The 26,815-nt window shown below is 54.0% G+C and carries 24 protein-coding genes; 15 read left to right on the top strand and 9 right to left on the bottom strand.

The window, feature by feature from the left end:
- The first annotated feature begins 94 nt into the window (after window positions 1–94).
- The 4 genes from AC2FNR_RS04435 to AC2FNR_RS04420 all read left to right on the top strand — a co-directional run bounded on the left by AC2FNR_RS04435 (window position 95) and on the right by AC2FNR_RS04420 (window position 3,721).
- Window positions 95–610, top strand: coding sequence for a DUF4178 domain-containing protein (locus tag AC2FNR_RS04435; protein WP_496848225.1), 516 nt, complete (start codon window positions 95–97; stop codon window positions 608–610).
- Complete coding sequence (locus AC2FNR_RS04430) at window positions 610–1,911, top strand: DUF4178 domain-containing protein (RefSeq protein WP_496848224.1); 1,302 nt, start codon at window positions 610–612, stop codon at window positions 1,909–1,911. The genes AC2FNR_RS04435 and AC2FNR_RS04430 overlap by 1 nt, the downstream gene beginning before the upstream one ends.
- Before the next feature lie 176 nt (window positions 1,912–2,087).
- Window positions 2,088–2,312 carry a DUF350 domain-containing protein gene (locus AC2FNR_RS04425; RefSeq protein ID WP_170356464.1) on the top strand — a complete coding sequence of 75 codons (225 nt, stop codon included), beginning with the start codon at window positions 2,088–2,090 and terminating at the stop codon, window positions 2,310–2,312.
- Window positions 2,309–3,721, top strand: a complete 1,413-nt coding sequence (locus tag AC2FNR_RS04420) for a polyamine aminopropyltransferase (protein WP_496848222.1) — start codon at window positions 2,309–2,311, stop codon at window positions 3,719–3,721. The genes AC2FNR_RS04425 and AC2FNR_RS04420 overlap by 4 nt, the downstream gene beginning before the upstream one ends.
- Window positions 3,722–3,797: 76 nt before the next feature.
- On the opposite strand, the gene speD is transcribed toward AC2FNR_RS04420, so the two are convergent.
- The gene (gene speD / locus AC2FNR_RS04415) at window positions 3,798–4,196 is read right to left on the bottom strand and encodes an adenosylmethionine decarboxylase (RefSeq protein WP_496848221.1); all 399 of its coding nucleotides are present in this window, start codon (window positions 4,194–4,196) and stop codon (window positions 3,798–3,800) included.
- Between the two features lie 488 nt (window positions 4,197–4,684).
- Here speD and AC2FNR_RS04410 point away from each other — a divergent pair, with 488 nt between their 5' ends.
- From AC2FNR_RS04410 to AC2FNR_RS04390, 5 genes are all read left to right on the top strand, one after another.
- Window positions 4,685–5,836 carry a porin gene (locus AC2FNR_RS04410; RefSeq protein WP_170755919.1) on the top strand — a complete coding sequence of 384 codons (1,152 nt, stop codon included), beginning with the start codon at window positions 4,685–4,687 and terminating at the stop codon, window positions 5,834–5,836.
- Window positions 5,837–6,212: 376 nt separating this feature from the next.
- Entirely contained in the window at window positions 6,213–8,273 is a 2,061-nt protein-coding gene (locus AC2FNR_RS04405) for a 3-hydroxyacyl-CoA dehydrogenase NAD-binding domain-containing protein (protein WP_496848219.1), read from the top strand.
- A 2-nt stretch (window positions 8,274–8,275) separates the two neighbouring features.
- On the top strand, window positions 8,276–9,463 hold the full coding sequence (locus AC2FNR_RS04400) for an acyl-CoA dehydrogenase family protein (RefSeq protein WP_496848218.1): 1,188 nt from the start codon (window positions 8,276–8,278) through the stop codon (window positions 9,461–9,463).
- Between the two features lie 3 nt (window positions 9,464–9,466).
- The gene (locus tag AC2FNR_RS04395) at window positions 9,467–10,525 is read left to right on the top strand and encodes an acyl-CoA dehydrogenase family protein (protein ID WP_496848216.1); all 1,059 of its coding nucleotides are present in this window, start codon (window positions 9,467–9,469) and stop codon (window positions 10,523–10,525) included.
- A 138-nt stretch (window positions 10,526–10,663) separates the two neighbouring features.
- Window positions 10,664–11,131, top strand: coding sequence for an acyl-CoA thioesterase (locus AC2FNR_RS04390; RefSeq protein ID WP_496848215.1), 468 nt, complete (start codon window positions 10,664–10,666; stop codon window positions 11,129–11,131).
- A 64-nt stretch (window positions 11,132–11,195) separates the two neighbouring features.
- Here the strand turns inward: AC2FNR_RS04390 and AC2FNR_RS04385 are convergent, their stop codons facing one another.
- The 4 genes from AC2FNR_RS04385 to AC2FNR_RS04370 form a co-directional block, all read right to left on the bottom strand.
- Window positions 11,196–12,815: a GMC family oxidoreductase gene (locus AC2FNR_RS04385; protein ID WP_496848213.1), complete on the bottom strand. Its 1,620-nt coding sequence runs from the start codon at window positions 12,813–12,815 to the stop codon at window positions 11,196–11,198.
- 365 nt (window positions 12,816–13,180) lie between these two features.
- On the bottom strand, window positions 13,181–13,432 hold the full coding sequence (locus AC2FNR_RS04380; protein ID WP_496848212.1) for a helix-turn-helix transcriptional regulator: 252 nt from the start codon (window positions 13,430–13,432) through the stop codon (window positions 13,181–13,183).
- The gene (locus AC2FNR_RS04375) at window positions 13,423–14,193 is read right to left on the bottom strand and encodes an AraC family transcriptional regulator ligand-binding domain-containing protein (protein ID WP_496848210.1); all 771 of its coding nucleotides are present in this window, start codon (window positions 14,191–14,193) and stop codon (window positions 13,423–13,425) included. The genes AC2FNR_RS04380 and AC2FNR_RS04375 overlap by 10 nt, the downstream gene beginning before the upstream one ends.
- Window positions 14,194–14,317: 124 nt before the next feature.
- Complete coding sequence (locus AC2FNR_RS04370) at window positions 14,318–15,361, bottom strand: zinc-dependent alcohol dehydrogenase family protein (RefSeq protein WP_496848209.1); 1,044 nt, start codon at window positions 15,359–15,361, stop codon at window positions 14,318–14,320.
- A 277-nt stretch (window positions 15,362–15,638) separates the two neighbouring features.
- Between AC2FNR_RS04370 and AC2FNR_RS04365 the strand changes: the two genes are divergently transcribed.
- From AC2FNR_RS04365 to AC2FNR_RS04350, 4 genes are all read left to right on the top strand, one after another.
- A complete protein-coding gene (locus AC2FNR_RS04365; protein WP_170356453.1) occupies window positions 15,639–16,016 on the top strand; it encodes a DoxX family protein in 378 nt (125 codons plus the stop codon).
- A gap of 144 nt (window positions 16,017–16,160) precedes the next feature.
- Window positions 16,161–17,687 (top strand): DUF4153 domain-containing protein, encoded by a 1,527-nt coding sequence (locus tag AC2FNR_RS04360; RefSeq protein WP_496848207.1) that lies wholly within the window; start codon window positions 16,161–16,163, stop codon window positions 17,685–17,687.
- Between the two features lie 12 nt (window positions 17,688–17,699).
- Window positions 17,700–18,392 (top strand): response regulator transcription factor, encoded by a 693-nt coding sequence (locus tag AC2FNR_RS04355; protein WP_170755928.1) that lies wholly within the window; start codon window positions 17,700–17,702, stop codon window positions 18,390–18,392.
- Window positions 18,377–19,909, top strand: coding sequence for a sensor histidine kinase (locus AC2FNR_RS04350; RefSeq protein ID WP_496848206.1), 1,533 nt, complete (start codon window positions 18,377–18,379; stop codon window positions 19,907–19,909). Before AC2FNR_RS04355 ends, AC2FNR_RS04350 begins: the two co-directional genes overlap by 16 nt.
- 33 nt (window positions 19,910–19,942) lie before the next feature.
- On the opposite strand, the gene AC2FNR_RS04345 is transcribed toward AC2FNR_RS04350, so the two are convergent.
- From AC2FNR_RS04345 to paaZ, 4 genes are all read right to left on the bottom strand, one after another.
- Window positions 19,943–20,827: an SGNH/GDSL hydrolase family protein gene (locus AC2FNR_RS04345; RefSeq protein WP_496848205.1), complete on the bottom strand. Its 885-nt coding sequence runs from the start codon at window positions 20,825–20,827 to the stop codon at window positions 19,943–19,945.
- A gap of 22 nt (window positions 20,828–20,849) precedes the next feature.
- Window positions 20,850–21,704, bottom strand: coding sequence for an SGNH/GDSL hydrolase family protein (locus tag AC2FNR_RS04340; protein WP_480869957.1), 855 nt, complete (start codon window positions 21,702–21,704; stop codon window positions 20,850–20,852).
- 140 nt (window positions 21,705–21,844) lie between these two features.
- On the bottom strand, window positions 21,845–22,582 hold the full coding sequence (locus AC2FNR_RS04335; RefSeq protein WP_496848203.1) for a hypothetical protein: 738 nt from the start codon (window positions 22,580–22,582) through the stop codon (window positions 21,845–21,847).
- Between the two features lie 83 nt (window positions 22,583–22,665).
- A complete protein-coding gene (gene paaZ, locus AC2FNR_RS04330; protein ID WP_496848201.1) occupies window positions 22,666–24,705 on the bottom strand; it encodes a phenylacetic acid degradation bifunctional protein PaaZ in 2,040 nt (679 codons plus the stop codon).
- Window positions 24,706–25,075: 370 nt separating this feature from the next.
- Between paaZ and paaI the strand changes: the two genes are divergently transcribed.
- Complete coding sequence (gene paaI / locus AC2FNR_RS04325) at window positions 25,076–25,501, top strand: hydroxyphenylacetyl-CoA thioesterase PaaI (protein WP_170755955.1); 426 nt, start codon at window positions 25,076–25,078, stop codon at window positions 25,499–25,501.
- A gap of 11 nt (window positions 25,502–25,512) precedes the next feature.
- Window positions 25,513–26,814 (top strand): phenylacetate--CoA ligase PaaK, encoded by a 1,302-nt coding sequence (gene paaK / locus AC2FNR_RS04320; RefSeq protein ID WP_496848200.1) that lies wholly within the window; start codon window positions 25,513–25,515, stop codon window positions 26,812–26,814.
- The last annotated feature ends 1 nt before the right edge of the window (window position 26,815 follow it).

The raw sequence follows: 26,815 nt of genomic DNA, 5'->3' as shown, positions 1-26,815 counted from the left end.
GGAGAATTTGAATTGTCCGAATTGCGGGACGGACTGCCCGATTTCACTGACGTTGATTAAGGTCGTTGTTTGTCCGTCTTGCGGAACCACGCTGATGCTGAACGACGAAACGGCCTCGGTCGCGGGTGACCAAGGCGTGATGCATGATGCACCTCTACTATTCGGGATTGGCGAACGGGTGGTGATGGGCCGGACTTCGACCCGAATTCATGGTCACGCCCGATATTCTTACGGTCGCGGGTTTTGGGATGAGTTCTGCGGTGTGGATGAAGCCGGAAAAACCTGCTGGATTTCAGTCGACGAGGGTGACGTCGTGCGGCAAACCCGTTTGCAGGCGGACGACGCACCAAAGAACCAACCGCCCTTCAAACCCGGCGAAACATTATACTTCGACTCGGCGACGTTTACGGTGACAGAAGTGGAAAGTGCCGAATGTATCGCGTTGCGGGGGCAGTTCGACGAAGCTCTGACCGTGGGAGAAACCTATCAATTCGTAAACGCGTCTGCCGGTGACGAAGCGTTGCTGTCCGGTGAATTTTGGGGTCAGTCCGCCGCTTGGTTCTATGGTCGCTGGTACGATCCTTTCGACATACAGGTCGAGCGCCAGTAATGACCAGAAACCCCGAGATACTGTCGATCAACTGCACGAGCTGCGGCGCGGGACTGGATGTGTTGGGTGGCGGTCGTGTCGTGGTACAAATCTGCCCTTATTGTGGTAGCGAACTGGACGCGCAGGACAACTACAGAACTCTTAGGCAGTTCAAGGGACTTACGCGTCCCAAGACACCGTTTTCGATCGGGATGACCGGCGCGCTCTATGGGGTCGATTTCACCATTATCGGGTTGATCGAGCACTCAGAACGGTGGGGCGGGCGGTTTTACACGTGGATTGATCACCAGCTTTATTCGCCCACACATGGTTATGCGTGGCTAACGTTGGAAGCTGGCCATTTGGTGTTTACCCGACGCCACCGTGGGCCAGGTTGGATATCTGAGCGGGCAGTGGAAATATCAGAATATCCGCCGATTGTCCGCGTAAATGGAGAGCGGTTTGTTTATTTCGAAACGACGACAAGCTCGATCACCTATGTCGAAGGTGAATTCACGTGGCGGCCAGAAATAGGCGAGCAAACCACAACCATATCAGCGATGTCTGATGCGGCGATGCTGGGATTTTCTACGACTGGCTCTGAACGCGAGAGCTATCGTTCAATTTATGTCCCCAGAAAAACAGTCGAAGACGCATTCGATGTTCAGCTTGATCAGAAACCTTTTCGCGTTCACCCGCTTGAGCCATTTGTCGCCGGACCGAACTATGGCTTTGTACTGTTTGCCTCGTGCGTGTTTGCGATCATCTGCCTTGTCATGTCCTTTGTTTTTGCCAGCCGCACGGGTGAAGATGTGCTGGGCGCGCATGTCCTGACGCGGGCGGATTTTCCCGCAGAAATCACGTTCCCGCTGGAAGCCGACAGTCAGCTTACGCGTATTTCTTTTTCGGCCGATGTTCGCAACAGTTGGGCGTATCTGGATCTGGAATTGCTGGATCCAGATGACACTCCTGTCTTCCTCGCAGGCCGGACCATCGAGTATTATTCGGGCCGCGACGCCGACGGATCATGGAGCGAAGGCTCAAGACGCGCCAACCTGTCGTTTCGGCCAGAACGTACAGGCGATTACACACTAACAGTGGACGTGCCCGACCAAGGGGTCTGGACCGGGCCGGGGGCATCCTCGGTTCCGAGTTATCCTTTCAACCAGCTCACGATCAATGTGCGCTCCGGTCTGTCCAGCGGCATGTGGACGCTTGCGTTGGCCGGAGGCTTCGGGTTGTTGTTCTTGCTGCAATTCGGACGTAAATGGCTGCACCAGCGCGCCCGTTGGTCCGGAACCGATTGGGTGGATGAGGATTAACGTGAACCTGTTCCGAGCTATTTTTATTGTCATTTCAACCACCGCAATCGCTTCAGTGGGGTACGTCGCATGGCACGGCTATGGCGCCGAGAGCCGGGATTTGGATACTTCGGTTCGCGTCGGTAGCAGTGGCGGCGGATATTATCGAACAGGTCGTGTAAAATAAGGGAAAACCAATGGAATATCTGGCAGCGATTCAGATCGCCGAGATTGTAAGCACCATCTTCTACACTGTTCTTGGTGTCTCGTTGATGTGGGGTGTCTGGAAAGTGATCGACTGGCTGACGCCGTTTTCCATCGTGCGCGAGATCGAGAAGGACCAGAACATTGCGCTGGCAATTCTGATCGGTCTGCTATTCGTGGCCGTCTCAATTATCATCGCAGCTGTCATCCTGTCATGACACCCGCTCCGGCGGTTCAGGCACGGGCGGTTTGGTTGCTGGCGGCGACCTTTCTGGTGGCCGTGGCTGGCCTGATCTACGAGCTGATTGCCGCAACTCTTTCTAGTTATCTGCTGGGCGACTCGGTGCGTCAGTTCTCGCTGGTTATCGGGATTTTCCTGTCGGCAATGGGGGTCGGCGCGTGGCTGTCGCGCTTTGTTACTCATGCTTTTTCGGGGTTTGTTTGGGCGCAAATCCTGTTGGGCATTGTCGGTGGCTTCATGGCCCCGGTTCTGTTCCTGAACTACGCGTGGATAGGTCAGGTGGCCTTGCCTTTGTACGCGGCACTGGTTGCGATCGGGATCTTGTCGGGCATGGAATTGCCCTTAATCGCGCGTGTGTTGGAGGAGATCGGGGCGCTAAAGTTCCGTTTCGAAAACGTGTTGAGCGTGGATTACGTGGGGGCTTTGGTGGCCTCACTGGCATTTCCGTTGTTGGTTATTCCGCATTTGGGATTGATGTCCGCAAGTCTTGCATTCGGCGCGTTAAATCTTGCGGTGGCGGGGCTGTCATTGCTGGTGTTTCGGGAGCTGGCGACCCGCAGGCAAGTCACAGTCTGGACGTTGGCCATGCTGGCAACGGTTGCGGGCCTATGGCAATCCGAACGGTTGGTCTCCATAACCGAGGCTGAGTTGTTTGAAGATGACATAGTCCTGTCGGAAAACACCCCATATCAACAGGTTACTGTTACGCGGTATCGAGACAGAGTGCGGCTGTTTCTGGACCACTCAATCCAATTCGACAGCCTTGACGAACATCGGTATCACGAACCTTTGGTTCATCCTGCAATGGCTTTGGCACCGCGCAGGGCTCAGGTGCTGGTTCTGGGCGGGGGGGACGGAATGGCCGTCAGAGAGGTGCTCCGCTACCCAGATGTTCACAATGTCACTTTGGTGGACCTTGATCCACGAGTCACCGAGTTGCTTCGCGATCATCCTGCATTATCGAGTTTGAATGATTTTGCATTAAGGGATCCTCGCGTAACTATCCTAAGCAATGACGCGTGGAAATTCCTGGAACAGGATCACAAGATTTATGATGTGATCATTGTAGATTTGCCTGACCCGAAATCCATAAGCTTGTCACGCCTGTATACTAGGCAGTTCTATTCCATTCTGGTCGAACGCCTCAGCGCGCAAGGAATGCTTGTGACTCAAGCCGGTTCACCTTTTTTTGCCCGACAGGCGTTTTGGTCCGTTGTTGGAACGATCGAGTCCAGCCGGAATCCTCAGCGACCGGGGCAGGGGCTAAGTGTTTTGCCCTATCACAGCTACGTGCCCAGTTTCGGTGAGTGGGGGTTTGTGTTGGCCTCGCCAGAGCCTGTGTCAGGCCGAAAGATCTTGTTGCCGGGGGGGGTTGCGATATCTTGATGAAGATGTTTGGCGTGCAACGCAGGTATTCGGAGCCGATACCGCGCGTATCGCGGCTGATCCGAATACGTTGCAGTCACATGCTTTGGTCGGCTACTATTTGGACGGGTGGGATTTCTGGTTCCGTTAAGGCGCCTCGGTGAATACGAGTGATGTCCACACTCTCGGGGTGCAGCAATTCTGCAAGGCAGTCCACGGCGCGTTCGGGATAGGTGCCCCCGCACACAAAAATGTCGATCGCGGCATAAGATTTCTCGGGCCACGTGTGAATCGAGATGTGAGACTCAGCCAGCAACAGAACGCCCGTAATGCCGCCATGGCCTCCGAAAGTGTGAAAGCTGCTTGAAAGGATTTTCGCCCCTGCAGCGTGGGCCGCAGATTTCAGCGCGCTCTCTAGATACGAGGAGTCCGTCAGCCTCGACCCGCCATGATGGTCCAATAGTATGTGTGTCCCGACGGGATTCTTCCTGATCATGTCTTGCGTTTACACGGAAAAAGCGGGCCACGAAAACCCCCGGCTGCCTAGCTCGGGGGCATGTCTGGTCATGGCGAGCGGTCGCCTGTTTTCAAAGTCCGATTTTCTCTGACGTGGCGTGTCGAAAAATCACGTGACACACCGGAAGCGCTTGGGTTAGCTTATCTCAAAACGAAAATAAAAAACATAATACGTAAATACTTGAAGGCATATAATATGCGGTCGCCCGTTGGGACTCTGAGGAAATTCCCATAGGAGCAGCGCAATGGGCCACGGCATTTAAGCTGTTGCCTGTATCAGGAACTCTGTGGCTTCGGCAACGAGTGGAGTTCTGAAGCAGGCGCGGTGTTTCATTGAAACACGGAGGAGCCGAAATTCAGACAAGACATATCTGCACATCCGCTGCGCACCTTTTTCTGACACTGACCGGACAATAAACGCAGAGATGATCCGGTGCGTTGCGATATTTAAAAATGAGGGAATGACAGATGACACAGAAAACCAGATTGATATCTTCGGCTGCCGTTCTGGCTCTGGGTTTTGCACTGCCGGCTGCGGCCGAGTTAAAGTACGACAACAACTCGGGCGGATTTGTTGTGCTGTATGGACAGTTGAACCCCGCTATCATCTCGGTTGATGACGGAGAAGAGACCGAAACCAATGTTCGCGACTTTGACGCCTCCAACAGCCGTGTTGGACTACGGCTCGAGCAACCCTATGGCGCCAACACGTTCCGGTTCCGCTTTGAAACTGCACTAGGTTTGCCAAATTCGACCGAAACGGATCAGAACGGCAACGACTTTAGCGGCTGGACACGCGAAGACATTCGGCATGTAGATTTGTCCCTAGAGGGAGACTGGGGCACTTTCTCGGCCGGGCAGGGCAGCATGGCCGCTGACGGTGTCGCCGAACAGGATTTGTCGCTGGTTGCTCTGGTCTTGTATTCGTTCACCGCGGATTCAAACGCATCCTTCCTGTTCCGTGACGATGGCGGCATTCTGAGTGGGCCGACGGTCTCTGGAACAACCGATAACTTTGATGGCGCGCGGCGCACACGGGTGCGCTATGACACGCCGTCGTTTAATGGGTTTTCGTTCAGTCTGTCTTATGGCCAGAACGTGTTGGAAGAAGATTTCAACGATGACCGCGACTATTATGACTTTGCAGCCTACTACCGAAACACGTTTGCCAACGGTGTCGAAGTTGCTGCCGGACTAGCCTATCAGGTACGTGGATCCGGCAACAGCGGTGCAGGCGGCAGTGAAAGCGAAAAGCGTGAGGACGTTGTTGGATCGGCCTCGGTTCTGTTGGATAACGGCTTAAGCTTCGCGGTCGCCATCGGTGAGAGGGATGTGGACGATGATGCCTCGGCAGATCCCAGTTTTTACTATCTCAAAATCGGCTACGAGGGCGACTGGTTCAACTTTGGTAAAACCGGTGTCGGGCTTCATTACTGGGACGGCTCAGATTTTAACGCGGATGGTTCGGATTCTGAGGTCTGGGGCATTGGTGTCGTCCAAAAAATCGACCAGTACAATATGGAAGCTTACTTCTCGTACCAGGATTATGCCTATGACGACTCATCCGATGAGTTTGATGACCTGTCCACAGTCGTCTTGGGCGCACGCTGGCGCTTTTGAAGCCAATTCACGTTTGCGGGCCCTTCTTTGACTGGCCCGCAAAAGGATGAAATCGAACGATCATAGGCCCTGTTTCCGGACTATCCCAAGGCGCTTTGCGCGGATAAAATTGCTTACTCTGCTTCAGCTATCGCGGGAGCTACTGAAGGTGTATTGAATCCGATTACGATTAACACGGGTTCTTTCGTGCCTTTGGCCGCGCTGCTCTTCATTTCTTAAATCAGTGACTGACGAGAAACCCTCTGGTGTCGAAACTCCAAAACTTGTTTTGTGGGTGCTGACAGAATGCAGCAGAAGTTTAGGGCTGACACCTCGCGATGACAGCACACAAGGCAACGGAGGCCTTGGCGTATGCGAGTGAAATCAGGAGGAACCCATGGCGTCAGTTGAAATACGCAAAGAAAATGGCCTAGCGCTCGTAAAAATCGACAATCCGCCGGTCAACGCGGCGGGGTATAGTGTGCGTATCGGGCTGGTGAACGCAGTCCGTGATCTGGCCGGGGACGAAACCGTTCGCGTTATAGTACTTTATGCTACGGGGCGGACTTTTGTCGCCGGTGCTGATATTCGCGAGTTCGGCCAGCCGCCGAAACAGCCGGTTTTGCCCGAAGTGTGTGAGATACTGGAAGCCAGCGCCAAGCCTATTGTATGCGTTCTGCATGGAACAACACTGGGTGGAGGGCTTGAGATCGCGCTTAGTTGTCACGCGCGGGTCGGCATAAAGGGTCTTCGACTGGGCCTACCGGAAGTTAACCTCGGCCTGTTGCCCGGTGCGGGCGGAACGCAACGCCTTCCGCGCCTGGTTGATGGGCAAACGGCGCTTACAATGATCACCTCTGGTAAACCGGTATCGGCAAACGTCGCGCTGGATGCAGGGTTACTGGATGATCTGCAAGAGGGTGATCCCGAAGCGGTAGCGTTGGCTGCAGGGCAAAAGGTGTTGGACGGCACCCTGAAAACCCGCGCAACCGCCGATCAGGACAACCGCCTCAGTGCTGATGAAATCGACGCCTTTCGCGGCAAGATCACCGGTGAGGTCGCTGAACGCGCCTTAAAGGCTGCTGAAGCAAGTAAGCTACCGCTCGCCGAAGGTCTAAATATTGAACGTGAGCTTTTCGTGGAAGCGATGGGTAGCAACGCACACAAAGGGCTGAAGCATGCCTTCTTCGCGGAAAGGGCAGTTGCCCATATTCCCGAAGCCAAGGCCGAAGCAAGAGAGCTGACCTCGGGCGGGGTGATTGGGGGTGGTACCATGGGCTCGGGCATTGCTACGGCGATGCTTCTGGCCGGGATGCCCGTTACGCTGGTTGAGATGGAAAAGGATCGTGTGGATTTCGCTCGCAATACGATCACCAAAAATCTTGCCGGTGCCGTCCAGCGCGACAAACTGACCGAGGCGCAAAGGGACACGGCCTTGGCCGCATTGACATGTACCACGGATATGGCCGCGCTGGCAGATGTGGACGTTGTGATCGAGGCTGTTTTTGAATCCATGGAGGTCAAGCAGGAGGTTTTCGGAAAGCTTGATGAGGTTTGCAAACACGGTGCCATCCTTGCCACCAATACCTCCTATCTTGATGTCAATGAAATCGCATCAACGACCAAGCGGCCTCAGAATGTCATCGGTTTGCACTTTTTCTCACCTGCTCATGTCATGCGATTGCTTGAAATTGTGGTTGGTAAAGAAACCGCGCCCGAGACGGTCGCCACCTGTTTCAAACTTGCGAAGAAACTCCGAAAGATTGCGGTTCGGGCCGAGGTGTGTGACGGGTTTATCGGAAACCGAATTCTGGCGCATTACCTGAAATCAACGTCATACATGCATCTTGATGGGGCGCCGTTTGCTCAAATAGACACTGCGTTGGAAGAGTTCGGTTTCGCTATGGGACCTTTCGCCGTCTCGGATCTTGCTGGTTTGGATATTGGATGGGCCACGCGGAAACGCAAAGCTGCCTTCCGTCCGTCGCAGGAACGATATGTCGAGATTGCCGACCGTATTTGCGAACAGGGTTGGTTCGGACGCAAGACAGGCAAAGGGTTCTACTTGTACGACGGCAAAACCCGCAGTGTTAATCCAGCGGTGGCCGAATTTGCGCAGGCTGAACGAAACGCCAAAGGGATCACTCGGCGCAGCTTTACCAATCAGGAAATTGTCGACCGATACATGGCGGCGATGGTGTCCGAAGCCGCTCGGGTCGTTGAGGACAAAATAGCCCTGCGTCCCATTGATGTAGATGCTGTATTTCTATTCGGTTACGGCTTTCCGCGCGTATGGGGTGGACCTCTGCAATATGCCGATATGACGGGGCTGGATGTTCTGGTGCAACGCATTGAGGCATACGCGCGAGAAGACCCTTTTTACTGGCAGGTTCCAGACCTGCTGCGCGAACTGGCTGAAGCGGGTAAAGCCTTCGGCGATCTTAACAAAGGGGCGTGAACATGGACCTGAATTTTACCCCGGAAGAAGAAGCGTTTCGTGCTGAGGTACGCGCGTTTCTGGATGATAACCTGTCTGATGATCTTGTTCGAAAAAACCGTAATTCTGCAGCTTTAAGCAAGCCGGATATGGAAGATTGGCATGCGAAGCTGAACGCAAAAGGATGGTTGGCCGCGACGTGGCCTTCGGAATATGGCGGCACCGGGTGGGGTGCGGTCGAGCGCCATATATTCGAGGAAGAATGCGCTCTGGCCAATACCCCTCGTACAGTTCCCTTCGGCCTGAACATGTTAGGGCCGGTTCTGATCAAGTTCGGAACCGAAGCCCAAAAAGCTGAAATTTTACCGCGTATTCTGGATGGCTCAGATTGGTGGTGTCAGGGCTATTCCGAGCCCGGCGCGGGCTCCGACCTTGCTAGCCTCAAGACCCGTGCTGTGCGGGAAGGTGACGCCTATGTAATCAACGGGCAGAAAACATGGACGACGCTGGGGCAGTATGCCAACAAGATTTTCTGCCTCGTGCGGACGTCGAATGAAGGGAAACCGCAGGAAGGTATCAGCTTCGTTCTGGTCGATATGGACACACCGGGGGTTGAACTGCGTCCGATCCGGTTGTTGGAAGGCGGATACGAAGTGAACGAGGTGTTCTTTACGGACGTGCATGTGCCCGTGACCAATCTGGTCGGTCAGGAAAACAAAGGTTGGACCATCGCCAAATACCTTCTGACACATGAGCGGACAAATATTGCGGGTGTCGGGTTTTCCACCCGCGACCTTGATAAGCTGAAAATGCTGTCCCAAACCCTTGTTCGGGGGGGCAGGCCATTGTCCCAGGATCCGTTGTTTGCGGCGGAAATGACCGAGGTCGAAATTGACCTCGAGGCGCTGAGAATTATGAACCTGCGTATGCTGTCGGCGGCCAAAGAAGGTGCTGCATCCGGAACACAAAGCTCGATGCTCAAGATCAAGGGAACCGTGATCCGCCAACGAATTCTAAGCTTGACCCGTTCAGCGCTTGGGTCTGCGGCTGCCCCATTCCCTGCAGATGAGTTGCCAGAGAACGTGCTGTCCGTGCCCGAAGAAGCAGCGCGTGCTGCAGCCAGTTACTTCAACAACCGCAAGCTTTCGATCTTTGGTGGGTCAAACGAGATTCAGCGCAACATCATCGCCAAAGATCTTTTTGGAGTCTGACACATGGATTTCAACCTGACCGAAGACCGCCAGATGCTGTCCGATACTGTGCGCCGCTATTTGGCGGACCAATATGATTTCAAAGTCCGGGCCGCAGCGACTGCGTCCGCTCCGTACCATTCTGCTGAGAAATGGGAGGAATTGTCCGAACTGGGCCTGATCGCCGCTTTTGTGACCGAGGACAAAGGCGGTTTCGGTGGCACTGGATTCGATATAGCCACCGTTTTCGAGGAACTGGGACGGGGCCTGTGCCCCGAGCCGATGCTGGCCGCGTTGATGAGCGCGCGTGTCGCTGCCGATTGCGGGGCGCAGGCGTTGGTTGATGAGATGATCATGGGCACCAGAAGGTTCGCCTTTGCGGTGTTCGAGCCGGATGCTGATGGTCTTTCTTTGATTAGGGCAAGTGCAGACAAGTCCGATGAGGGTTGGGTTCTGACCGGTCGAAAATCTGTGGTATACGGCTTGCCCGGCGCGGATGGCGTACTGGTGGCAGCGCGTGTCGAAGCGGAATTCGGACTGTTTCTGGTCGAGGCGCCCGAGACCATCGACTATGCCATGATTGACGGTGGCGGTGCAGGCGAGTTGATTTTGGACAATACTCCGGCCATCTGTCTGGTCGAAGATGCAACCCAGAGCATCAAAGCGAGTTTGGATGCGGGCCGTCTGGCACTCTGTGCCGAGGCGGTTGGCGTTATGCAGGTTCTTGTAGACATGACTGTGGAATACTTGAAACAGCGAAAACAGTTTGGTCGCCCAATCGCCAGCTTTCAGGCGTTGCAGCATCGCGCTGTAGATATGGCAATCGAGATCGAACAATGTCGGTCGATCACTATTCTGGCGGCCAGTAAGCTGGGAACCGATCAAGCTGAAAAATACGTCGCCATGGCGAAAAACCTCATTGGACGTGCAGGCACCATGATCGCCGAAGAAAGTATTCAGTTGCATGGGGGTATCGGAATGACATGGGAATACCCGGGATCACATTATGCCAAACGATTGGTAATGATCGACCATCAACTGGGCGATCGCTACGCGCAATTGCAGCGCGTGATCGAGATGTAACCTGCGTTTTGACTGGGGGTAAAGGCATCGTGTAGGTGCGTAGCTAAGATGTATCAAAACTATCGGGTACTGGGTCTTGTTTCCTGACGTGTTCTACCACAAAAGTCTGGAACCCTATTTGAACGCAAAGGCTATTTCATGAATGCCCGTCACGACCAAGACCTGTCGACCTTGTCAGATTGTCCTGATGCGTTTTGGAAACGCTTTGTCGTAACGAAAGACGATCTCGATGGCTTTAACCATGTCAACAATGCCGTTTATTTGAAGTGGCTGGACGCGACAGTATGGGAGCACACACGAGCCGTGGGGTTGGGTGAACGTGCCTGCCTCGAGCTAGACCGCGGCATGGCGGCCGCGCGTCACGAGATCGACTACATCGCGTCTGCTTTTCTGGAAGATGAGATCGTTGTTTACAACTGGATCTCTGCCAACGACCAACGGTTGCGCGCCAGCCGGTCTTTTCAGGTGATCCGGTTGCAAGACATGAAAACGATCCTGCGGGCAAAATCCCACTACGTATGCACCAAACTGAGCACCGGTCGCCCCACACGAATGCCAGAGATATTCAAGACGGCCTATGACGTGAAAGTCTCGGTTCAGCGTTAGAATTATGCACGAGTGAGTTCCGGCACTGGTCCGCGTTTCGACCAGTGCCTTTTGGACTCAGATATCAGGCTGCGCGGGCAGCCTTAATCAGATCCGAGGCGCGCTCGGCGATCATAATCGTAGGGGCGTTAGTGTTCCCGGACACCAGATTGGGCATGACCGAAGCGTCAACTACACGTAACCCCTGAATCCCATGCACGCGTAGCTCAGGGTCAACGACCGACATCTCATCCACGCCCATTTTACACGTGCCGACGGGGTGATAGATTGAGTCTGCGCGAGACCGGATGTGGTTTTCCCAATCTTCATCAGTCCTCAATTTATCAGATCCGAACATCTCTTTTTTTCGGTGTTGGGTCATAGTTTCTGTCTCAAGGACGTCGCGCATCATCTTCGCGCCTTTGACCATGACTTTTATGTCGCGAGGATCGGACAGGAAAGATGGATCAATACCCGGTGCAGCCAGCTCGTTCGTGCTTTGCAAAAAGACCGAGCCGCGGCTGTACGGTCGTACTTGGCAGACGTGACAGCTGTAGCCGTGTCCCAGATGTTGTTTGCGCCCGTGGTCGTCGAGTAAGGCTGGCACAAAGTGAAACTGAATATCCGGCCGGTCCAGCGCCGGATCGGTCTTTAAGAATGCGCCAGCTTCGGCAACGGGTGACGCGGCAAGAGAAACTCCGTCTTTGCGCCACCGCAGGATTTCGCGGACGATGTGGATACCACCTCTCAAACTGATCCCAAGGTTGTCGTGCCGATTGGTCTTGTAGCCAAGAATAAAATCCAGGTGGTCCTGCAAATTCTGGCCGACGCCCGGTAGATCATGTCTGACCTGAATGCCCAACTTGGACAGATCTGCACCATTACCGATCCCAGACAGTTGCAACAGTTGCGGCGACTGAAAGGCCCCCCCACAAAGTAAGACTTCATGTTTTGCGGTAACCGTAATGTCTTGGCCTTTGTGTTGATAAATCACGCCTGTGGCACGTTTCCCCTCAAAGGTGACGCGACGTGCATGAGCGCGGGTCACAATCGTAAGGTTGGGTCTGTCGGCATTGGGAAACACATAGCCTGCGGCCGCCGAGCAGCGTTCACCGTTTTTGTCTTTTTCAAAGAACTGTGTGACCTGATAAAATCCAACCCCTTCGTTGTCGCCCGTGTTGAAATCGCGAGTTCTGCGATGTTGCAACTGCGTGGCGGCATCAACAAAGGCTTCAGATAAAACATGGATGGATTTCTGGTCACACACCTGCAGCGGTCCGCTGCCGCCATGCATGTCATCTTCGCCGCGTTCATTGCTTTCGGCTTTTCGGAAATAGGGCAACACACTGTCCCAATCCCATCCTTCGCAGCCCAGATCGGCCCAAGCATCGTAATCCTCTCGTTGGCCGCGGACATAAAGCATGGCATTGATCGCACTGGACCCGCCCAGACACTTCCCGCGCGGCTGATAGCCCTTGCGCCCGTTCAAGCCGGGTTGTTCGACCGTTTCAAAGCTCCAATTGTTGATCTTTATCGGCTTGCTTGGGACCATGGCTGCGACTGCCATAGGCATACGTACGAATATATCGTTGCCACCCCCGCCGGCTTCGAGCAGGCAAACCGAAACTTTCGGATCTTCGCTAAGGCGTGCGGCAAGAACCGACCCGGCGGAGCCGCCACCTACTATGACGTAATCGAACTGCATAGATTTCCTTCCAGTTTACCTGCTCTTTTGCGGGTTATATGTGGCGCGAGGATTAGTGCATAAGCTGATCCGGTTCGGACCAGGGTGCGCCCGCCAGTCGGGATTTCCCTGCAAGAACAAACTCTTAAAGCCAAGCCAATTTGTTGGATGAGGTTTTGTTCGTAGCAATTACATAGTTATCCTCCGGCCGTTTCTCGGATGCCCCAGCCTCTCTCCTAGCCAGCAACAACTCGATACCCAACAGAAAGACTGATCTGCGGATGTTTCGACTTAGTGGAAAATATTGCCAGTCGACCCCAGTGCGTAAACCCCACATCGGGTCATAAGATTGACAATCGAGGACAACGTAGCGTCAGATTCCGCCTTCAGAAACCGACCCTATAGTGTTTCGGTGTTTTTCCTGTCCACCTTCTGAAGGCGCGCACGAAGCTGGCAGAATCTGAGAAACCTAGCACATAGGCGATTTCCTGTGTGCTGAGTTCGGCATCCCGAAGATACCGAAGTGCTAGTTCAGACCGCGTGGAATCGACGATATCGCTGAACGTCGTGTTTTCTCGTTTCAGATGGCGGCGCAGGGTTCGGCTAGTCAATCCAATCTGACGTGAAATCAGTTCCATATTGGCCCAAAAGAGAGGCTTTGAACAAGCGCTTTTCGAACTTCTCCAGACACGCGCCCCTCATCGCGGCTGAGCAATTCGGACAACTCTTGTTCGCAAATCTGGACGATTTGCTGAAAAGTCATCCGGTTTCCCAGTTCCAGTCTTTGGTCCATCCATTTGGGTGGAACACTGTACCGGTTCTTCTCAGCCGAGAATTTGATGGCATCTGCGGCGTGTGCCGGAATGGTGTAATAACTGTCCCTAGGGTATCGCAACTCAAGCAAATTGCACTGGAAATCCTGACCAATCACGTCCTGATGCAGTGAGGCAAATATTCCGGCCTGCAGATTGGTCAGAAAGGCATAGAAGTCAGGCGATTGTTCGATCACCGAGACCGGTTCAAATTCCCAACCGGGGTTGTCCTTATCAAAGTCAAAGGACATTTCGGCTGTAGGCGCCGCAAGATAGTGAAACCTCTGCGCGAAATCTACAGTATCCCGGTATCTTGTGCTGCTTAGAACAGCATATCCATAAAGCCCATAATCCGAGATATGGAGGTTTCTTCCGATATCGTAAGGTAATTCGGGGTGCCAGCGCTGCTGCGCGATATTATTCAGCACATCGATGACCTGACGCAGCGAGACACGATACTCTGTGTCTTTTAAGCGAGTTCGGTCGATATCTGTTCGTTCGAAAACACAATCAGATTGAATCTGATAGCGATCCAATACCCGAAGCGCCGCATTCAGTTTTGCGGCTGTATAATGCCTTTCTTTCAAAACTCCTCCCACTCGGTTCCACTGCGTTCGTAACCGGGTTGAGCAAGACTATGGCCTATATCTATCTGATCACACAAGAATCTTGGTGATGACAATCCGTTTTTATCGACAAGAGCTAGTCGCGTTAACGGTCGAAATCAGTGATGACTGTCGCGCCGATGGATTGAAAGCGATCCATTTCCATCAAGGCCTGCGGCGCCTGAGACAGGTTGATCGTTTTGCCTACCAGTTTTTCTGGCGCTAGCTTGCCACAAGCGATCATGTCCAACATCGCGCCGTACCGATGGGCCTGCATTCCGTGAGAGCCCAAGATTTCAAGCTCATTCGAGATAACTTTTGCCATTGGCACCTGAGGTTGCGCTTGTTCGCCCAGCATAAGCCCAACCTGCACATGTTTCTCTCGGGGTCGTAGGTTTTGGATGGAATTGAAGCAGGTCGCCGGATGTCCCAGTGCGTCAACTGAGACATGAGCACCGCCACGTGTCAATTCGATAACTTCTGCTGCGACATCTGTCCCGGTGCCATTGATTGTGGTGACCGCGCCCAGGTTCCGAGCCAGGTCAAGCTTTCGGTCATCAATATCCACGGCAATGACCTGAGCGCCCAACGCGCTGGCGATCATCACGGCAGACAGACCGACCCCGCCGCAACCGTGAATGGCGACCCATTGACCTGCGCCGACTTTCCCTTGGTCGACAATAGCGCGAAACGACGTCGCAAAGCGGCAACCAAGACTGGCCGCGGTTGCAAATTCCATGCCCTCGGGCAAAGCAACAAGGTTCAGATCGGCCTGATGAACCGCAACATATTCGGCGAATGAACCCCAGTACGTAAAGCCGGGTTGATGCTGATCCAGACACACTTGTTGATGTCCCGCGTGGCATTCCGGGCAAGAGCCGCAGCCTGCGACAAAGGGGACTGTTACCCTGTCACCTGGTTTCCATTTCTTGACGTTTACGCCTGTGGCTTCCACAACGCCGGCCAGTTCGTGGCCGGGGACATGTGGCAATTCGATATCGTCGTCATGCCCCATCCAACCGTGCCAGTCCGAACGGCATACACCCGACGCCTCAACGCGGATCACAACACCATCTGCATCCGGTGAGGGGTCGCTTATTGTGACCAGCTTAGGAGGCTGCGAGAAATTTTCGTAGAGAACGGCTTTCATTGGTCAGTCCCGCGGTAGTGGTTGCTTTGGCAGCATGTTAGTCAGGTTTTCATGCGATAAAAAGTTCTGCCAAGCGTCGTTTGATCAGTGGTTTCGGTGTTCAATTTACTGTGGCCTCCGGTTGCGGATATTTATCGATGAAAATAGGTCATGTGCCATTGTCGCAAACAGCTTGAGCCTACAACGACGTGGCTTCAAACCGACTTGGTTCAGCTTGGAGTTCCTCAATGCCTGGCGGTTTCCCGACAACCAATGCGCTTGCGAGTCTGAGGGGAACATGGTCAGATTTTATTACTTGGGTCTTTTACTCGTTTTCCTATGGTTTTTTTGCGGCGGGATCGGGCATTTTGTCGTGTCAGAGTTCTTCCTAAGCATTACGCCACCTTATGTTCCTTGGCCGTTGGCGGTGGTTTATGTGTCAGGAGTTCTGGAAATCCTGGGGGCGATTGGCATTCTATTGCCGCAGGCCCGCCAACTCGCTGGGAATTGTCTGATTTTACTGACATTGGCCGTGACCCCGGCCAACATTCATATGTCATTGAACCCTGAGCTTTACCCATTTGCTACCGAATGGCAGCTGAACTTACGCCTGGTTATTCAAGTCCTACTGTTGGTTTGTATCTGGTGGTCGACACGCGACCGTCGCTGGGTCTGACCGTTTGGTCAACTGGGTGGACTCGTCAAAAGTGTGCGCAAAATCTGCACAATAGCCTTTCAAAACCTGTTCAGGACTCGCCCCAGCTCTGCAATTGCGTCTGTCAACCTGATGGGAAGAACAACCGCAATCAGGAGGCGCGTAATGAGGCAGGAGCTGATAATCCACGGAGTGCCGGATAGCCTTAAACGAGATGCGTGGTGGCTAAGCATGTCAGAGACAACATCCGCGCAAACAAACCCACGGGCGCAAAGCGATAAATCGCTGTTTTCCTCACTTGGAATGCGGCACAAGATACCTTTGCTTGGCGTTTTGGTGACACTGGCAGATTGGCTGTTCTGGCACCAGCCGATTGGAATCTCTCTTGCCTTGTTTGCGATGATCCTTTCGGCAGCAATAGTGGCATTGAAGACCCCTCGGACCAATCGGCGTGAGTGGGTCGGGGCCATGGGCATTGCCCTAGTGTGCAATTTGCCGTTGTGCATCGACCTGCAATTCTTGTCGGTGTTATTTAGTCTGGCCGGGTTGGTTTTGCTGGTGGGGTGGTCGGTCTACGGATTGCCGTTGAACGAACGCTTGTTTTTTAGGGTTGCAATGCGATTGCCTACAATCGGAAACTTGTTGCTGAGTTGGGCCGCGCTGCGTGATTTGCCTGAGGCAGATATGGGCAAGGGCATTCGTCGTCAGGCATCTTCGGCCTTGCTTCCCTTCATGATGGGCATCATTTTCCTGATACTGCTGGCCGCCGCAAACCCAGTTCTGGAAGGCTACCTACATGGGCTGGACCCAACTCATTTGTTCACAGCCGATTTTTGGTTGCGCGTCTTGTTCTGGTGTCTGATCGGGTCTCAAGTTTGGGCGTGTTTGAACCTTAGTAAGTCTTGGTTGGGTTCCGAAGCGCAAAAACCCTCTTTCCGGAGGGCCGGGCCCGGACGGGTTACATTTCTGATCAACCCTCTTTCTGTTCGGAATTCTCTGTTTTTGTTCAACCTGTTGTTCTTTGTGCAGACAGGTATGGATATCGGGATTTTTACCGGCGGTGTCGCCTTGCCCGATGGTATGACTTATGCTTCCTATGCCCATCGCGGTGCCTATCCTTTGGTCGTGACGGCATTGCTAGCAGGGGTATTCGTCCTGTTGACACGCAGCATGATCGCGCAGGATAGGGTCTTGCGGAATCTGGTTTATCTTTGGTTGGCTCAGAATATCTTTTTGGTGATGACCGCAGCCTTCCGCCTGCAGCTATATGTTGAGGCATATGCCCTGACTTATCTGCGCGTGGCCGCCTTTATCTGGATGGGCCTTGTATTGATCGGCTTGGTGCTGACGGTCATTCAAGTTCATCGAGGGTTGGGAGTTGATTGGCTATTGCGACGGTGCCTGGCCACCGTTGTCGTCACAGTCTATGTTTGCTGCTTTGTCAATTTCGCGCACCTGATCGCTGGCTACAACCTGACGCACGGTCAGGATCTGGCGCTTCGCGATACCTACTACATCTGCAGATTAGGTCCCGATGCATACGCTGCCATACACGCTTTTGAAGCCAAAACCGGCGAGCGTATTTGCGGTAAAAGACTGGACTATCTCATGTCCCAGGATGCCATTTCCAACTGGCGAGAATGGGGCTTTCGCAGGTGGCGCATCCAAGCCTATTATCAGGATCAGAGCTGAGGACCCTATTTGATGCCCGCACGTATTCTCATCGTCGACGACGATCCGGACATTCTTGAAGTGACAGGGTTTGCAGTTGAAAACGCGGGTTTTCAGACGATGTTTGCCAGTGACGGTTTGGCCGCACTTGACGCTGCTCGACAAGAGCAACCTGAACTGATTGTATTGGATATCGGTCTGCCTGAACGTGACGGGCTTGAAGTGTGTCGCGAAATTCGCAAGTCCTCGGATGTCCCGATCCTGTTTCTTACAGCTCGGGATGATGAGGTTGACCGGGTCGTCGGGCTTGAGATCGGAGCAGACGACTATCTTACCAAACCCTTTTCCCCGCGCGAACTGGTGGCACGTATCAAAGCCATCCTCAAACGCAGCGTCCCGCCAGCCACCCCGGCGGAACAAGTCCTCGTGCAAGGGAAGCTGACTCTGGATGCGCGGCGCCATTCGTGCCTGTACGGCGCAGAGCAGGTAGTATTGACAGGATCAGAGCTTCGGTTGTTGGCAACTTTGATGTCTCGACCGGATCACGTTATGTCCCGACCTCAGTTGGTGGATGCGCTGTACGGCTACAACATCCACGTGTCGGACCGAACAATAGACAGTCATATTCGCAATATTCGCGCCAAGCTGTCACAAGCCGGCTGCACCGACGGAATTGTCACCGTGCATGGTGTTGGCCTGAGGATGGGACCATGCAAGGCGGGGTAAAGCCTAGAAAACGTCCCAAGCTTTGGACTGTTGTCTTGCTTGTTCTGGGGATTGTTCTTTGTCTGCCGTTTGCTGGGCTGGCATTGTTCCGATTTTACGACAGCCAGCTGGTCCAGCAAACCGAAGAAAGCCTGCTGACACAAGCTGCTGTCCTCTCGGCGACCTATTCCGAGCTATATGCTGAGGCAGCAGGGCTTGATCCGCCCAAGCGCGGCGCAATTTCGGTCGATCGGGCAGTCTTTCCAGCATTGTCTGTAAACCGGGAAACAGTTTTGCCTCCGCGCCCCGATGCGCAGGCAATGCAACTGGACCCCGGCCGCGTTTATAAGCAAATAGCGGCTCCTTTATCGCGGATCGCGGCTGGAGCACAGACGCAAACGCTGGTGGGGTATCGGTTTCTGGATACGTTCGGAAATGTCTTCGCCGGAACCGCCGAACTCGGAGAGAATCTGGGGCAGGTGGCCGAAGTACAGGAAGCTATGCAGGGGAACATCGCGTCGGTCGCTCGAACGCGTCTGCGCGAGGACAGAACGCCTGCGGTCTATACACTCAGCAGGGCAGCCCGTGTTCGCGTGTTTGTTGCGATGCCGGTGTTCGTAGAAGAGGCGCAGATCGGGGCTGTCTATCTGAGCCGGACCCCAAACCATATCTTCCGATTTCTTTATGGCGAGCGCTTTAATTTGGCCAAAGCGGCCGTATTCGTCGCTTTGTCCACTGCGTTGATCGGGTTTGTGTTCTGGCGCTTTATCACACGGCCCATCCGCCTTTTGATAGAAAGGACGCAATCGGCAGGCTATGGCGTTGACGCGTGGGAGCCACCAGAGCATTTAGGCACTCGCGAAATTGAGGAGCTGAGTCAGAGCTTTCAGTCTCTCACCACACGTCTGCAAAACAAACAAGACGCGCTAAAAACCTATACCGCCCATGTCACGCACGAGTTGAAGTCTCCTCTGACTGCCCTCAAAGGTGCGACCGAGCTGCTGCGGGACAACAGCTTGCCTGTGGAACAACGGAACAAGCTTCTGGATACCGTAGATAAAGGCGGCAAGCGTTTGGAGGACTTGCTGGCCCATATGCGTGCGTTCAGCCTTGCCGATCAAAGTGCTTTGACCGGAAGTTGTCGTCTGGATGATGTCGTTCCCTTCGTGACCGAGACCTTTCCCAACCTTTCGGTGCAAGTCGAAAACGGAGATCTCCCTCTGCCCGTGGCTGAAGAAACGCTAAGGATTATACTGACGCATTTGCTTGAAAATGCACAGCAACACGACGCCAACGAAATCGTTCTGACAGCAGGTCAAGTCAACGATGCGACCACCCTGCGCGTTGCAGACAATGGCACGGGGGTTAGCGATGGGAATGCAGGAAAGATAATGCAGCCGTTTTTCACCACGCGGAGAAACAGTGGTGGGACGGGTATGGGTTTGAATATTGTGACGGCAACCGCCGAGGCGATCGGTGGACGCCTAAGTTTGGACCCCTCCAGTCGCGGGGCATGTTTTCTCTTGACCTTCGGCTGACTCGACTGTCGCGCTAAAGAGCACGATTAGGATTCAGCTTTGTTCCTTCGTCGGCGAAATTTGCGTGAAGATCGCCGTACAAATCTGATCCATTTCTAGGGCAAAGAAGTTTTTGGCTGCAGCTTCGTTCGGATGATACGGATCTTTCACCAAGCCTTTTTTGTTCAGACGAAAATACTCTTTGTTCCCTTGATTGGCGGCGACAGTTTCCGGCGTGGATCCCGGCACTAACGAACAACGCAAGCCTGATGTTTTGAAGGCGTCCATTAGGTTCTTTTGCGCCCGCAATCTCAAGTCTACGATTTTCTTTTTGTAAGCCGGGGCGGTGGTCATGAAAATGCAGGGCAGGTCAGGTGGAAGCTGGGTTTTCAACTTTTGAACATCGCGGATTGCAGCCTCGGGGCTGTTGGCCCAGCGTTTGGCGGAATTGCCCAGAAAAGACATCAGAATCAGCTTTGGGTCGTAATAATCGTCGCGCAACATCTCTTCCAGCGGAGACGTGTTTGCTGCGCAAAACTGGTAGTCGCGCCCTTCGCCAATCTGGACGTATTTGTTGCCGGACTTGTTTACGAAGCCATAAGCTCCCGCATTAACCCGCCATTTGGGATCAACCTTGCAGATCGTATCCTTACCCTTGCCAGATCGTGCTGTCCACGATGGTATAGAGCTGGAGCGCACACCGATTACACCAACCCGCATTTTTCCAAGTCGCTCAAGATGCTGCTTTTGCTCGGCGTTCGGTTTGCAATGAGTTTTGATATTACTGAAGAACTCCAGGAATGCTGGCCCCGAGCCGAACGATATCTGACTGTCCCCGATGATCAGTATTTCAGGCGAGTCAAACGGCTCGGCACTGACCGGAAGTGCTTGCAAAAGAAGGGCAATGGCCATGCCCGCGGCTTTGTTCAGAAACTGCATGTTTCCCCCTTATGCGGTTTCTCTATTTCAGGGCTTCGAAGATCGCATCGCAGAAATCGACCGTGTTGATCTTCAAAAACTGGCGAATTGCAGCCGGACTTGGATGATGCGGATCTTTGACACGACCGGCTTCGTTGCGGCGAAAATATTTTGGTTTGCCCTCAATGGCCGCGCGCGTCTTTGCATTAAACCCTTCCACGGCAATACACTGGGCATCGGCACGCTCGAACGCCCGGGCAATGGCCGTTTGAGCTTTCATCCGCTTGTCGTTTGTTTTTTTCAGGTAGACCGGCGCGCTTGAGATAAAGACGCAAGGCATATCCTTGGGCACCTGTTCCAGAGTCTTGGACACATCCTGTGCGACCGCTTCTGGTGAGTTTGCCCAGCGATCGGCCGAGTTGCCCAGAAAAGTCAGGACCAACAAACCGGGATCATAGTAGTTTTCGGCAAACATAGCCTCAAACGCGGTTTGTTTGGGTTTGCAGAACTGATAAGACGGACCTTTTCCGATCTGGATGAAAACACGATCAGGGTTTCCATCGATCCCATAGGCACCAGCGTTAACACCAAATTTCTTGTCTACATCGCAGATTGCACCGCGTGTCGGCCCGCTGACGGATGTCCAAGATTGCAACGAGGTGGACCGTACACCGATCGCCGCCGTTTGACGCGCGCCAAGCTTTTCCAGCAACCGAGTGCGTTCTGCTGTCATATTGCAGCGTTGTGGCAAGTCTTGGAAGAATCGGGTGTATTCCTTTCCTGCCCCAAAAGAGATCTGACTGTCGCCCAGCACCAAAATGTCGGGTTGCGCCAGCGCAGGCACTGAACCCAGCGACAGTATCGCCACAAGCGCAGTGCGCAAGATTGATCGTCCCATGTGTGTCACGCGGCTACCTTCGATGAGAACCAACTGTGCATCCAAATCCTAACTGATCGGTAAAACATGGCCTAACCGGCGATGAAATACCAATCAAGACCCGGTTACAGTTAGCGGAGCCACTCAGATTGGAACGTGAGTTATCGGGAAAATCGTTCGGGCGACAAGTTGGGCAACGCGGACAGTAGATCGGTGACCCTGCCGTGGCACAGTGCCAGCGGTCCTTTTGGGTTTAGGGAAATATGGGCCCATACTGCAGGGCGCAGTGCCATTTTCCGCCAGTGGTGCAAAAGCATCAGTCGTATCGCAGCTTGGGGCAAGGATTGCATGCGATGAATTTCGGCAGAAGCTGCAAGGTCAAAGATGCGCGACGCCTGACGTAGAACATTGTCCTGCACAAGACCGCTCGAGAACCACTCGGGCGGAGGGTAGTCATCAAACTTTAGCGTCACGACGTTTTCGGCTTTGGCAGCAGCTGAGGCGGGCATCAGAACCAGCGCTTTGTCGATTGGAATCGATAAGGGTGGCGCTGCGAATCCTTGACGAACCCAGCAGGTTACCCAGCCTTCGGGGTATTTGGCGTCTTGACGATATACATCCTCATGGGCGGCCCGGGTTTCTGATAGGCCATGTGAAGAAAGGCGATAGGTAACTTCGCGCCCCGATTTTGTTGACTCGATCCAGCCGTCTTTTCTAAGGCGGTGCAAGGCGACACGCATGGCTTCGGTTTTGATCCCAACACGACCAAGTAGCAGCCCCAAGTCTTTGCCTGTAATTTCTTTGCCATTCATGTCACCGAAAAGGGTAACGATCAGCGACCAGGTCTTGATCGGTACTAGCGCAACAAGTTCTTCAATCAGTTTTTCGGCTGAATTCAAATCTAGGTTTCCAAATGGCCGGTTCGCAGGCTGGCCTATTGGATATCATGCCAATGTCTTGTGTGGCCACGGAAAACCGATGCTCAACCTCGGGAATATGCATTCATTGTCAGAAGTTCGTACTCGGCTGCCCGGTCGCCATTCTGGTTTGTCAGTGTCACATGCCAGCGAACCTCTCCATAGTCTTGGTTGCGCGGAGTTTTCTGCTTGACCGTCAGATGAACTTGAATGCTGTCTCCGGCTTGTACGGGCTTAAGGAACCTCAGATTGTCGAGCCCGGTATTCGCCAGAACTGGCCCTTCATCTGGTTGCACGAACAACCCCGCAGCGAAGCTGAGTAACAGATACCCATGTGCCACCCGTCCCGGGAAAAACGGGTTCCGCTTTGCGGCAGCTTCGTCCATATGCGCATAGAATGTGTCGCCGGTAAAATGTGCGAAAGTTTCAATGTCGGCCAAAGAGATTTCTCGGGACGCGGTGTGTAACGTCTCACCTATTTCTAGTTCATGGAAGGTGCGGGTAAAGGGGTGTGCATCGCGGGTGACCTCTGATGAGCCGGCCGTCCATTTTCGGTTAATCCGCGTCAGAATATCGGGGCTGCCCTGAACCGCAGTGCGCTGCATGTAGTGCAGTACGCCCCTAACGCCTCCCAGCTCTTCGCCGCCGCCCGCGCGTCCTGGGCCACCATGCACCATGTGCGGCAGCGGAGAGCCATGGCCCGTGCTTTCGTTCATAGATTGCCGGTTGTTGAAGTACAGTCGACCGTGAAACGCGCCCGCACCCAAGGCGGCTTGTCGGGCAAAGTCGCCGTCGTTGGTGATGACCGAGGCAACAAGGCTGCCTTTGCCCTTGTTGGTCAGGCGAAGGGCATGATCAAGATCGTGGTAAGGCATGACGGTCGAAACCGGCCCAAAGGCTTCGACATCATGAACGTATTGCGCTGTATCTGGGGTCTCGCAATAAAACAGCATGGGTGGCACGAACGCGCCTTTTTCGCGGTCCGCACCCGAAACCTGAAACTTTTCTGGGTGGCCAAAAACGCGAGTCGCATCCTGCTCGATCAGGGCGGCCTTCTGCAAAACGTCCCGGCGTTGCGCCTGAGAGACCAGCGGCCCCATCTGCGTCGCCGTGTCCGAGGGATCGCCTATAATTGTCCGCTCAAGGGTTTTCCGCAACGCTGTAATCACCGCTTCGACCTGTGGTTCAGGCACAATAATCCGACGAATGGCAGTGCATTTCTGCCCAGCCTTTGCCGTCATCTCGCGGGTAATTTCCTTGATGAATAGGTCGAATTCGGGCGTGCCTACTTCCGCATCGGGTCCGAGAATTGAGGCATTCAGGCTGTCTTGCTCGGCAATAAAACGGGTTGCGTAATTCAAAATGCTCGGTGTGCTACGCAGTTCAAGAGCCGTTTGCGCCGAGCCGGTAAAGCTGACCACATCTTGCGATCCGACGTGGTCTAGCAGCGCACCAATATCGCCCGAGATCAGCTGTACTGCACCATCTGGCAACAAGCCGCTTTCGAGCATGATGCGAACACATAACTCGGTTACGTAACAGGTGGCTGTCGCCGGTTTGACGATTGCCGGCACCCCGGCCAGTAAGGTGGGCGCAAGCTTTTCCAGCATGCCCCAGACCGGAAAATTGAACGCATTGATGTGGACAGCGGCGCCCGTCAACGAGGTGCAGATATGTTGCCCCAAAAAGGTTCCACTGCGGGACAGTTGCTCGATATTGCCGTCCAGATAGATCGTATCATCTGGCATCTCACGCCGACCTTTGCTGGCAAAGACCAGCAACGTGCCGATCCCCCCATCAATGTCGATCAGGTGGTCCTTGTGCGTAGACCCGGTCGCGAAAGAGGCGTCATAAAGTGCCTTTTTGTGCTGGCCCAAATGCAGCGCAAGTGCCTTCAGCATGCGGGCTCGATCATGGAAAGTCATGGCCCTCAACGCCGAACCGCCTTTGGCACGCGCATATTTCAGCATGGCTTCGGTGTCCAAAGCACTGTTGCCTGCCCGTGCAATCAAATCTCCGGTCACCGCGGAATGGATATCCCGCGCGGCGCTGTCACAGCCAATCCATTGACCGGCTACATAACTTTCAACGTTCTGAACTGCCATTTCGGGACCTCTACAATGGTGTCGTTCATTAATTGACCAACCGGACGGTTTATGAAATGTTTAAATTGAAGGTTGCTTAAGATCAAGGAGTATACAGTGCTTGCCACGCGACACGCAGGTTGGGACGGGTTCACAGTGAATCGACCTGATCAGATGAGCAATTTGACCAATGAAATGCACCGTACCTTTCGTGATGCCTTGAATTGCGCGAATGTTGCGCAAAACGTTTTGATCAGTGAGGCGAGGCAGCAGCGCATTGAACCAGACGCCTATGCCGTAAACAGCTCGGCTGTCAGGACAAGACGATCATCGCCTTGGCATGTGGTATCGTAGTGGTCACGGATACGGCCAAAAGCCCAAGGGTACAGTTATGACGCCCAAGGAACGCGCGGAACAGGCGGCCCGAACGATGTGGGGTAATGATCAGGCAAGCCCTTGGGTGGGAATGCAGGTCGAAGCAGTGGATGAAGGGCAGGCGGTTCTGACGCTGACAGTAGAAAAGCACCACACCAACGGGCACGGCATTTGTCATGGAGGCGTGATCTATATGCTGGCCGATAGTGCATTCGCGTTTGCCTGCAACAGCCGGAACCAATCGACGGTCGCGCAACACAACTCAATTACCTACATCGCGCCCGGTCAGTTGGGCGATCGCCTGACCGCAACAGCGACCGAGGTCAGCCTGACTGGGCGGAGCGGAATCTATGATGTGACCGTGGTCAATCAGACGAACACAGTTGTAGCAGTGTTTCGCGGTTGCTCTCGGGCGGTGCGCGGTCACGTGTTCGAGGAATAGCGGAGGAGTTCATGAAAGACCTAACACCGGCCCGAAACACGCTTGATCCGATAGAGATTGCTTCCATCGACGAAATTAGAAGCCTGCAGTTGGACCGTCTGAGATGGTCTCTGCACCACGCTTACGAAAACGTTCCGATGTATCGCCAACGGTTCGACGCGGCGGGGGTCCATCCGGATGATCTGCGATCTCTAAGCGACCTGTCGAAATTCCCGTTTACTCACAAAGACGATCTGCGTGCCAACTATCCATTTGGGCTTTTCGCTGTTCCTCGGGAAGAAATCGTGCGGGTCCATGCATCATCCGGGACGACGGGTAAACCGACGGTGGTGGGCTATACGCCGAAAGATATTGATAACTGGGCCGGACTTGTGGCGCGATCCATGCGGGCCAGCGGTACCAAACCAGGAGAAATAGTGCACATCGCCTATGGCTATGGCCTGTTCACAGGGGGGTTGGGCGCGCATTACGGGGCCGAGCGTCTGAACTGCACGGTTGTTCCGGTTTCCGGCGGTATGACAGAACGCCAAGTTATGCTGATACAGGACTTCAAGCCCAGCACCATCATGGTCACTCCGTCTTATATGCTGAACATACTGGAGCAGTTTCACACGGCTGGTATTGATCCGCGCGATACCTCGTTGGATGTGGGAATCTTTGGCGCCGAACCCTGGACGAACGCAATGAGGGCAGAGGTTGAGGATGCTTTCGACATGCATGCAGTCGACATCTATGGCCTGTCCGAAATCATGGGGCCAGGCGTTGCAAATGAGTGCGTCGAGACCAAGGACGGGCTGCATATCTGGGAGGACCACTTCTACCCGGAAATCATTGACCCGGAGACGGGTGAAGTGCTGCCAGATGGCGAGCTGGGTGAGCTGGTCTTTACGACCCTGACCAAAGAGGGCATGCCAATGATCCGCTATCGCACTCGCGATCTGACGCGGCTTTTGCCGGGAACGGCGCGATCAATGCGTAGAATGGAGAAAATCACCGGCCGATCCGATGACATGATCATCTTGAGGGGCGTGAACGTCTTTCCGACCCAGATTGAAGAGCTTGTTCTGGCAGCCCCGGATCTGGCGCCGCATTTCCAAATAGAGCTGTCCCGCACGGGCCGGATGGACGATATGACAGTACGCGTTGAAACCGGCGCGCCAGAGGACATGCGCGAAGGTATTGCCGGGGCCTTGTCCAAGAAGATTAAAGACACCATAGGGATCGGCGCATCGGTGAACGTTGGCGCTCCGGGCAGTGTCGAGCGCAGCCAGGGCAAAGCCCGTCGAGTAGTTGACAACAGGCCAAAGGAGTAAA

It is taken from the genome of Ruegeria sp. SATB045, assembly GCF_059613525.1.
The sequence above is the reverse complement of the archived record's forward strand: the minus strand, read 5'-3'. Positions and strand labels throughout refer to the sequence as shown.